Origin of the sequence: Sphingopyxis witflariensis (genome assembly GCF_002205635.1) — a bacterium.
Taxonomy (GTDB): Bacteria; Pseudomonadota; Alphaproteobacteria; order Sphingomonadales; family Sphingomonadaceae; genus Sphingopyxis; species Sphingopyxis witflariensis.
In genome coordinates, this window is the sequence record NZ_NISJ01000019.1 from 21,484 (window position 1) to 29,466 (window position 7,983).

At 64.8% G+C, this 7,983-nt stretch carries 11 protein-coding genes; 4 read left to right on the plus strand and 7 right to left on the minus strand.

Annotation, left to right across the window (positions count from 1 at the left end; all coding sequences use genetic code 11):
* The first annotated feature begins 52 nt into the window (after positions 1 to 52).
* Both CDQ91_RS20135 and CDQ91_RS20140 read left to right on the plus strand, forming a co-directional pair.
* The gene (locus CDQ91_RS20135; RefSeq protein WP_088474494.1) at positions 53 to 847 is read left to right on the plus strand and encodes a universal stress protein; all 795 of its coding nucleotides are present in this window, start codon (positions 53 to 55) and stop codon (positions 845 to 847) included.
* Between the two features lie 140 nt (positions 848 to 987).
* Positions 988 to 1,401, plus strand: a complete 414-nt coding sequence (locus CDQ91_RS20140; RefSeq protein WP_088474507.1) for a response regulator — start codon at positions 988 to 990, stop codon at positions 1,399 to 1,401.
* 21 nt (positions 1,402 to 1,422) lie between these two features.
* On the opposite strand, the gene CDQ91_RS20145 is transcribed toward CDQ91_RS20140, so the two are convergent.
* The 4 genes from CDQ91_RS20145 to CDQ91_RS20155 form a co-directional block, all read right to left on the minus strand.
* Positions 1,423 to 1,623: a hypothetical protein gene (locus CDQ91_RS20145; RefSeq protein ID WP_144036837.1), complete on the minus strand. Its 201-nt coding sequence runs from the start codon at positions 1,621 to 1,623 to the stop codon at positions 1,423 to 1,425.
* Positions 1,624 to 1,688: 65 nt separating this feature from the next.
* Positions 1,689 to 1,934, minus strand: coding sequence for an MDR/zinc-dependent alcohol dehydrogenase-like family protein (locus tag CDQ91_RS22100; protein ID WP_419722577.1), 246 nt, complete (start codon positions 1,932 to 1,934; stop codon positions 1,689 to 1,691).
* Between the two features lie 17 nt (positions 1,935 to 1,951).
* Positions 1,952 to 2,704 carry an alcohol dehydrogenase catalytic domain-containing protein gene (locus CDQ91_RS20150; protein WP_419722578.1) on the minus strand — a complete coding sequence of 251 codons (753 nt, stop codon included), beginning with the start codon at positions 2,702 to 2,704 and terminating at the stop codon, positions 1,952 to 1,954.
* Between the two features lie 52 nt (positions 2,705 to 2,756).
* On the minus strand, positions 2,757 to 3,302 hold the full coding sequence (locus CDQ91_RS20155) for a GNAT family N-acetyltransferase (protein ID WP_158213737.1): 546 nt from the start codon (positions 3,300 to 3,302) through the stop codon (positions 2,757 to 2,759).
* A gap of 344 nt (positions 3,303 to 3,646) precedes the next feature.
* On the opposite strand from CDQ91_RS20155, the gene CDQ91_RS20160 reads away from it, so the two are divergent.
* A complete protein-coding gene (locus CDQ91_RS20160; RefSeq protein ID WP_088474497.1) occupies positions 3,647 to 4,456 on the plus strand; it encodes a universal stress protein in 810 nt (269 codons plus the stop codon).
* A 208-nt stretch (positions 4,457 to 4,664) separates the two neighbouring features.
* On the opposite strand, the gene CDQ91_RS20165 is transcribed toward CDQ91_RS20160, so the two are convergent.
* From CDQ91_RS20165 to CDQ91_RS20175, 3 genes are all read right to left on the minus strand, one after another.
* Entirely contained in the window at positions 4,665 to 5,210 is a 546-nt protein-coding gene (locus CDQ91_RS20165; RefSeq protein ID WP_237246083.1) for a cytochrome b, read from the minus strand.
* Between the two features lie 35 nt (positions 5,211 to 5,245).
* Positions 5,246 to 5,797 (minus strand): hypothetical protein, encoded by a 552-nt coding sequence (locus CDQ91_RS21125; RefSeq protein ID WP_158213738.1) that lies wholly within the window; start codon positions 5,795 to 5,797, stop codon positions 5,246 to 5,248.
* Positions 5,798 to 6,190: 393 nt separating this feature from the next.
* Complete coding sequence (locus tag CDQ91_RS20175) at positions 6,191 to 7,129, minus strand: DMT family transporter (RefSeq protein ID WP_088474500.1); 939 nt, start codon at positions 7,127 to 7,129, stop codon at positions 6,191 to 6,193.
* A 142-nt stretch (positions 7,130 to 7,271) separates the two neighbouring features.
* Here CDQ91_RS20175 and CDQ91_RS20180 point away from each other — a divergent pair, with 142 nt between their 5' ends.
* Positions 7,272 to 7,694 carry a GNAT family N-acetyltransferase gene (locus CDQ91_RS20180; RefSeq protein ID WP_088474501.1) on the plus strand — a complete coding sequence of 141 codons (423 nt, stop codon included), beginning with the start codon at positions 7,272 to 7,274 and terminating at the stop codon, positions 7,692 to 7,694.
* The last annotated feature ends 289 nt before the right edge of the window (positions 7,695 to 7,983 follow it).

The following is a 7,983-nucleotide window of genomic DNA, read 5'->3' on the forward strand; positions in this document are numbered from 1 at the left end:
CGGCGGCCGCCAGCGGTCCGTAGTTTCTGCTGAAACACGAAGGAGACGGCTCATGAAGAATATCCTGTTGCTCGTACATGACGACCATGGTCAGGAAGCGCGCCTGCAGGCGGCGCTCGACATAACTCGCGCTGTCGATGGCCATTTGACCTGCATCGACGTCACCCCCTATCCGGTCATCGCGGGCGACGGGCTCGGCTTCGCCGAAACCGTCGTCGTCCTCGACGAGCGCGAAAGCGAAGCGAAGAACAAGTCGGTGATCAGCGACCGGCTGTCGCGCGAGGATGTCAGCTGGAGCTGGATCGACGCGATGGACGAGATCGCAAGCGCGGTGCTCGATGCCGCCGACCTCGCCGACCTCATCATCCTCAATCGCGCGCTCGACGGCTTCCCGATGCCCGACATGCGTGACATCGCCAGCCGGGTCGTGGCGCGCGCGAGCGCGCCGGTGCTTGCGGTGCCCGAGGCGCTCGAACGCTTCGAGCTCGAGCGCGCGCTCGTCGCTTGGGATGGCCGTCCCTCGGCAGCGGCTGCGCTTCGCGCCGCGGTGCCGCTGCTTGCCCTTGCGAAAAAGGTCGAAATTTTCACGGCGCAGGGACCTGATAATAATATCGCCCCCGAGGAAGCCGCGCTCTATTTGTCGCGCTACGGAATCAAGGCGAGCATCCGCACGACCGATATCGGCAAGTTCCACGCTGACTATCTGATCTCCGAGGAGGCCAAGATGTCCCGCGCGGATTATATCGTGATGGGTGCCTATGGTCGCGGCCGACTCCGCGAAACCTTCGGCGGAACGACCAGGAATCTGCTTTCGAAGAGCAAACGTGCGCTGTTGATGAGCCACTGATCGATGCTCTTTTTCCCGGCTATTCGGCTTCGGGTTCGTCTCTGCGAGGGGGCGATCCCGAAGCGTCCGTTGCGGGTTTCTGTGGGCGGCAATGGTTTGAACCTTGCCGCGCCGTTGAAGCGATAACAGGGGTTATGGACATGCTGATCGCGAGAGAGGGGTGGGCGCAGTCTCCACCCTCCGTGCTGATCGTCGAGGATGATCCGGCGGTGCGCCGCTCGCTTCTCCTGCTTTTGCAGGGACGCGGATTTGCCGCCAAGGCCTGGCCCGAGGCGGATCCTGCGCTCGCCGAAGCGGCACGCGCTGCGCCCGACTGCCTGATCGTCGATTACCGGCTCGAGGGCCGTGACGGGATTGCGATGCTCGGCTCGCTGCGCGCGCAGGGGTGGGAAGGACCCGCCATTCTGATATCGGCTTATGCGTCGGAGGAGCTGAGCGCGCGGGCGGGGGAGGCGGGCTTCGCGCTTGTTCTCGAAAAGCCGCTGCGCGAGCATATGCTCGTCGACGCCGTGACCCGGCTCACGCGCAACGGCACGCCGTCCGCAAGCCCTTAGAGCATTGTCCGGTGGGCGCGGCTATTCGGGATATTCGCGCGGCGTGGCTTCGGGGTGGCTGTCGGGGAGCACCGGCGCCTCGGGCGACGTGCGCAGCGGCTGGCGATCGGGGTTTGGCGCTGGCGCCTCGGGATAGGCCTTGTCGGGCTGTGCCGACGGGTCACAATCGGGAAACTCCGGAGGGCGCGCCGCGCTGGCGGAGTCTCGCTCGAAACGATCCATGGCAATCTCTCCTGACAGGCCGGTCTGGCCTTCGCATCTTTCGCGCCGTTGGCTGCGGCGCGCCATTAGGGATTCCCCCTAGCCGCTCCTTCGGGGACGAGGACGAGCGCGCCTTCAACCTCGCCGGCGCGCAACCGGTCGAGCGCGCGGTTCGCGTCGGCGAGCGGCAGCGCGGTGACATGCGTCCGCACGCCGCAGCGCGCAGCGGCTTCGAGGAACGCTGCGCCATCGGCACGGGTTAGATTGGCGACCGAGTGGATCGATCTTTCTTCCCAGAGATCGGCATAGGGAAAGGCGGGAATGTCGCTCATATGGATGCCCGCGCAAATCACGCGTCCGCCCTTCCGCACCCGGCGCAAGGCTTCGGGCACCAGCGCGCCGACCGGCGCAAAGAGAATCGCGGCATCGAGCGCGGCGGGGGGGCCTCGTTCGACGCGCCCGCCCAGATGCACCCGAGGCGCCGCGCGAAATCCTGGCCTGCCGTGTCGCTCTCGCGCGTGAAGGCATAGACGTCTGTGCCGTCGGCGATCGCGATCTGCGCGAGAATATGCGCAGCAGCGCCGAAGCCATAGAGGCCAAGCGTCTTCGCGGGGTCCGCCATGCAATAGGCGCGGTAGCCGATCAGTCCGGCGCAGAGCAAAGGCGCCGCATGAACATCGTCGAAGGCGGCAGGGATTGCGAGACAGAAGCGCGCATCGGCGACGACGTGCGACGCGAAGCCGCCGTCGCGCGTGAAGCCGGTGAACTCGGGCGCGTCGCAGAGATTTTCATGGCCCGTAGCGCAATACGGGCAGGCGCCGCAGCTCCGTCCGAGCCATGGCACGCCGACCCGGTCACCAAGCCCGAACCGGGTGACACCCCCGCCGAGCGCATCGACGCGGCCGACGATCTCATGGCCCGGGATGATCGGAAGCCGGCCGCTGATGTCGCCATCGGCAATATGGAGATCGGTCCGGCACACGCCGCACGCGGTGACCGCGATCCGGATCTCGCCGTCTCCCGGTGTCGGCATCGCCTGCTCGACGCGGCGCAGCGGTGCCCCCGGCGCGTCGAGCTGCATGGCATGAAAACCTTGGTCCATTGGGTGCGTCTCCAGCCGGCTGCCTGTCGGGGCGCCGACCCGATGGCCCAGGTCAGCGAAGCTCGAGTTCGAGCAGTGCCAGCGTGGCGTCGCCATCATAGTCGCTCGCCTTGAACCCCAGCGTCCGTTCGACCTCCATCGCGCCCCGATTGGCGCGGCTTTCGATCGACCGCAGCGTCTTGAGGCCGCGGACACGGGCGAGATCGACGGCATGGTTGAGGAGGGTCCAGCCGACGCCGCGCGTCTTATACGCGGGCGCGACCGAAATCGCGACCTCGGCGGTCACAAAGGCTTCATCTGCGGCGATCAGCAGGCTCGCGATGAGCTCCGAGGTCGCCGCATCGAACGCCAGCAGATGCTCGCGGTGCCGGTGATCGACTCCGATCATCGCCGCGAGCTGGGCGCTCGACAGATGCGACTGGCCGCTGAGAAAGCGGAACTGCATGTCGTCCGCCGTCAGGCCGTCAAAGAATTGATTGACGATGTCAGCGTCACTGTCGGCGACCGGCCGGAGGCGCAGGTCGACGCCGCTGCGGGTCTGCAGGCAGGTCTCGGTTGCCTCGCTCAGCGTGGAGTCGGGTGCGTTCGTGAGCGTCATCTTCTGTCTCCTTGATTTGGGTCGGACCGGCGGAGCGGCGAAGTGCGGAGGGTGAGCGTGCCCGCGACGCGGCTTTGATCGCGCCGCGGGTCCGCCGGTGCGCGATTCACGGGGGTCCGGCGCGGGTGCGCGCGAAATGGGGGCAACGGACTGGGTCTCGGCATTGCCTGCTCCTTTGCGACGGCAGGCTAACACCCCGCGCGGTCGGCGCATTTCGTAATTATACGGAGCGACCTCTTTTGCGACGCGCTGCCGCTCAGCCTGAAAGCGCGGCTTTATTGATCAGGGTCAATGAAAGCGGCGCGCATAAGGGCTTCCCTCTCCACCTTGAAGGAGAGCAAGACATGCGAAACCTGTTGATCCATGCCGACACGAGTCCGGCCATGGCCGCGCGAACCGAGAGCGCGCTTGCGATCGGGCGGCGCCTCGGCGCGCATCTCGCCTTCCTGATTTGCTCGCCCTTCCGGCAGTTCATCGCCTCGGACCCCTTCGGTGGCATATATCTGGCGCGCGAGGCGCTCGCCGAGGCCCAGCTTGCCGACGCCGAACTCGAGACCGCGCTCGCGGCGCAGCTTTCGCGTGAGGATGTCCCCTGGGATATTGCGATCGCCGAGGGCGATACGCTCGCGTCGTTGTCGCTTGCCGCGACGCTGACCGATCTCGCGATCGTCTCGCTCGGGCCTCGCGACCGGCGCGGCCTCGCGCAGCCGACGCTGGCGGGCGATCTCGCGATGACCGTTCCGGTGCCTGTCCTGGCCCTGCCGGCCGAAGGCAAGCCTCTCGACCTCGACGAAGCGGTGATGATCCTGTGGAACGGAAGTCCGCAGGCCGCGCACGCCCTGCGCGCCGCGACGCCGCTGATCGGAGGCGCTCGCAGCGTGGTGATGGTTCAGGTCGGCCCGGACGAGGGAAAGATACCCGCCGGGGACGCGCTTTGCTATCTGTCGCGGCACGGCATTCATGGCGAGTTTCGTCGCCTCGATCGGGGAGCGCTCACGCCCGAGGAGATTCTCGAGCGAAGCGCGAAGGAGCTTGCGCCCGGCCTTATCGTGATGGGCGCTTATGGGCGCCCGCGCCTGCGCGAGACGCTGTTCGGCGGGGTGACGCGCTATCTCCTCGAATCCGCGCCGGCGCCGCTCTTGCTTGTCCATTGACGGCAATGTGCGCGTACCGGCGCCGGAGCTCGTTGCCGCCTCCCCATCGGGACCCCCAAATCGACTTGGGACCATTGCCTGCCCCGCCGCGTGCCCGGCCGCAGTCTTCCGCCCTCGGGGCTTCGGCCGCCCGGCAGGCCGGAATCGGAGCCAATATATCCATGTCGCCAGGTTTGGGCGGTCGCGTTCGGCGCTGAAGCACCGGTAATCAGGTCCGGGTCGGTCGCATCCGAAAGAGCAAATCGTCCCTGAGGACATAGTGGTGGAACAGCGATGCCGCTGCGTGAAGGCCGATCAGCCAATATCCGATTGTCCCTCCCAGTTCATGGAGACTTTCAACTCTTTCGGCCAACAGGTCGTTTGCAGATGTGAGCGGTGGCAGTTCGAAGCCGAAATAGGGGATCGGCTTGCCTTCTGCGCTGAGGATAAGCCAGCCGGCGAGGGGCATGGCGATCATCAGGACATAGAGACAAAAATGCGTCGCGGCCCCCGCCCGCTTCCGCCAGGCCGGTCCCTTCAGGGGCGCGGGTGCGGGCCAGATGATCCGCGCCGCTATCCGGAGCCAGACAAGCCCGAAGACCGACAGTCCCAGCATGAAATGCCAGGTCTTGAACGCTTCGCGCGTCGCGGTGCCTTTCGGCCAGAATTCGCGCAATTCGATGGCGGCATAAACGGCAATGATGATGAGGGCCGTGAACCAGTGAAGCATGATCGATGCGAGACTGTAGCGCTCGATGTTTCTGTCGGTCGTCACTGATATCCCTTCCGGTCGGCAATTCATGGCCGGTCCTAGCCATCAGGTGGCGGAGCATCGCGCGACAGTCCGGGCGAGTCCAATGCTATGATATAGGCGCGCGCAGCAAGCGCCAGTCCGATCGCTTTCGCGCTTCCGGCAAGCGGGAAGCGAAACTGGCTTGGCTTGCCGTCTTCGTGGGTAATGGTGAAGCGCACGCTGTCTTGCCCGTCGACCAAGCGCATGAAAGGCGCATCGTGCGGCATGGTCAGCAAGGCGCCTCCATCAGACCGCTTGCAGGTCATTGTCAGTTCATAGGCTTCGCTGCCAGCTTCGATACGCGCGGGATAGTTTTGGCCTTCGCTGCACGGCTCGGCGCTCTCGATGTAGATAAAGCAGTCGGGGCCGCACAAAAGGCCGAAGGCCGCCGCTCCTCCGTCTGTCGTGAGGGCAAGCGACATCCGGTCGTCGGCCATCAATATCCAGTCGCCGAAATGCCCTTCCAGACCCTGTGTCAGGGCCGGGAGGGGAGAGAGAAGGGTGACGGCCAGGACGGCGGTGAGGACCGCCCGGCGGAGGCCGGCTGATCGTATCGCATTGGGTTGCATGGAAGCGCTCCAGTTGCACGTCCGGGCCCGACCTGACGGGATATGGCCGGAGTGCGAAGAAATGCCGGCAAGCCCGCTTCGGGAGTGGAGGCGTGATGGTAACCAAGCGCCTGCGATGGCCGGCCCGGTATTCGATGGGTTTTGACGCGGAACCGGAAGCGATGTCTCCATCGCTCCCGGCCCTTTTGCCGCCCTGGCCGAAACCGCAGCGGCATTTACGGGTTAACAGAACGGACCGGGCTGCTGAATACGCAATTGTCCCTATTGTCCCTAAGGGCTGCGTCGGGCAGGCGAAAATGGCGCGCAACGACCGCACGACAGGCAGGGAAAAAAAGGCTGATGCAGCCCATTTCGTCGATCGCCTTGCCCTTGCGGGAGCGTGCGGTCCGGAGGCTAGAGGACGACCTCCTTGGCCCGATCGATCGCGCGGCGATGCTCGCGCCATGCAATGAACAGCCCGCTTGCGACGATGATCGGAGCCCCCAGCCAGGTTGTTTCCGCGGGCAAGGTTCCGAAAAACCACCAGCCGCAGACGATCGACCAGAGCAAACTCGAATAATCCATCGGAATGACGACCGCGACGGGGGCGAGGCGCAGTGCGCCAGTTAGCGCCAATTGCACCACCGCGCCCGAAAAACCCAGCCCGAGCAGCATCAGCCATTCGCTTACGCTGTGGGACTGAAACACAAAGGGCATTGCGATGCCCAGCGGCACCAATGACAACAGGCTGAACCAGAAGACGATCGTCGTCGCACTCTCGGTGCGCCCGAGGTCGCGGACCTGGATCGTGATCAGGCCGGTCATGATCGCGCCGCCGAGCGCGACCAGCGTGCCGAGGCCATGTTCGCCCGAAAAGCCGCCGATTCCTTCGGCGCCGGGGGCGAGCACCACCAGCACCCCGACAAAGCCGAACACCACGGCGCTCCACCGCGCCCGCCCGGTCTGTTCGCCGAGCAGGATCGCGGCAAAGATCGTCGCAAAAATCGGCACCGACAGGCTGATCGTCGTCGCTTCGGCCATCGGCAGGAAGATCATGGCGGCGAAATTGGCGCCCATTCCCGCCAGTCCGAGCAGCATGCGCCGCGTGTGTGCGCCGATCCGCCGGGTCTTCAGCGAAGCAACGCCGCCGTGCGTCACCACCCAGGCAAAGACAAAAGGCAGCGCCAGCGCCTGTCGCCAGAACAGGCTTTCGACGACATGGATGCCTGCTTCGGCGACATATTTGACGAGAACGAACATGATCGACGCCCCCGCCATCGCGAAGAGGCGCAGCGCGATTCCGCCGAGAATATGCTGCGGCGCGGCGAAGGAGGGCGCGGAGGGAATTGTCATGAGCGATTAGGCCTGCCGGTCCGGTGGCAGGGCGGCAATTTGTCACGGCTCCGATGACGAGGCTTAGCAGTTCCTTGCGTCATAAAATATCGCGGCATCCCTGCTTCGATCCGGTGTTGAGGCCCGGACGAGCCGGAAAAACATGGTCCGGCGCGAACGCCGACCACAGCAGTTCGCACGCCTGCTATGCTGTTGTCATCATGCTTATGCGATCGGCAATTTCGCAAGTTGTGCCGGCGTGATTGCAGGGCCTTTTCGACCCTTCCGCTCCGAATACGCCTCTGAGTATAGGGCCCGCGCCGCATACCGGACATCTGTCGATGTCGCGGTCTATGTGGCGCCCGGCGCACAACGGAGCAGTGTAGCGCGTTGTTTATACTCCCGCCTGCTGCCTGCCGCAGCTAGCTTGGGCCATCACGCTGCTTTTGCCGACATCGCACTGCCAAATAAAGCGAGCCTAGGGCTGCACGAAGCGATGGGTTTCGAGCCTGTAGGCAACTACCGTGAGGTCGGACGAAAATTTGATGCTTGGCACGATGTCGGTTGGTGGCAACGCCTGCTATGAGCGCGCGGCAGAGTCCGAGAACGGTTGATGCATATTTTGCCTATACGGAGGACGCCTGCACCCGAATGGACGACCGGTTTCGACTGTTTCAGTCATCGATCTGGGCGAGGGGCCCTGCGGCTGCTTTCGCTGATTCCGATCCAAAAGCAGACCGGAAGCAAACGTTGAGAGTTTCAGACGCCGCTAGGCGTCAGAAAGTCTTCGATGCCCGAACCGCGGGGAGCATGGACTGAGCTATGGGGAAAGCGGTTTTGCGCAGGTCGTGGTGCTGGCCGTTGCTGCCCAAAAT